This window comes from Pseudidiomarina fusca, assembly GCF_032227045.1.
Taxonomy (GTDB): Bacteria; Pseudomonadota; Gammaproteobacteria; order Enterobacterales; family Alteromonadaceae; genus Pseudidiomarina; species Pseudidiomarina fusca.
In genome coordinates, this window is the sequence record NZ_JANFPJ010000085.1 from 1 (window position 1) to 825 (window position 825).

Genomic DNA, 825 nt, shown 5'->3' on the forward strand with positions numbered 1-825 from the left:
CTTAGCAGAATCAGATGATGAAGCTGCTGCTTGGACGCAGACAACACGGAATCCGAGTCAGCAACGTAAATTTAGACGTGAGCAGAGAGAGCGTTTAGAAGGCTGGACCAACGAATTTGTTCAAAGGTTGAATGGCAGACTTTCAGATTATGGCATTGAGGGGCTGAGCGCTGAAATTGAAGAAGGCTCTGGTGGTGAGAAAATCGACGTTCACTTCCCACATGTGGCATTCCAGGATGATTCTTATCAATTAGAGCATGTACTGCTCGAATTTGGAGGTCGTAACCGGGGTCGGCCGACGGTTTCTAAACCGGTAACGACTTACCTGTCAGAAATAGATGCGGTTGCAGAGTCCCATACGTTACCGAAAGCCGCGGTGGAAGCTTACCACCCGGATTACATTATTTGGGAAAAGCTCACCGCACTTCATCAAGTCTGCACGCAAGAAAACCCGCTTGATACGGTGCGGTTGTCCAGACATTGGTATGATGTAGGCTGTATTCTGCAAAATCTCTATGAAGGTTCGTACCAAAACATGGAAGCACTACAGGACGTGGTAGCGATGAAGTCGGCAAGGTGGGCTACTCGAGGCGTTTCCTTTGAAGTCATTCTTTCCGGTGAGTTGGTGTTAATTCCAACGGGGCGGCTGCTCGAAGATATCAAAAAAGATTACGACCAGTCTGTAAGCGGTGGAATGTTCTTCAGTACCCCTGATAGCTTTGCTGACATTATTGAGCGTTTAGCCGAACATCAAGACCTAATTAATCGCTTTTTGAACGAACGGCGTTAATTTCGATATTTGGAATAAAGCGATCTCGTTTGTTG

The 825-nt window shown here is 46.8% G+C and carries 1 protein-coding gene; it reads left to right on the top strand.

Going from position 1 to position 825, the window contains the following annotated elements:
- The coding region (locus tag NOG12_RS13150) for a nucleotidyl transferase AbiEii/AbiGii toxin family protein (protein ID WP_313933505.1) at positions 1-790 on the top strand (790 nt) is incomplete at its 5' end.
- Positions 791-825 lie beyond the last annotated feature (35 nt).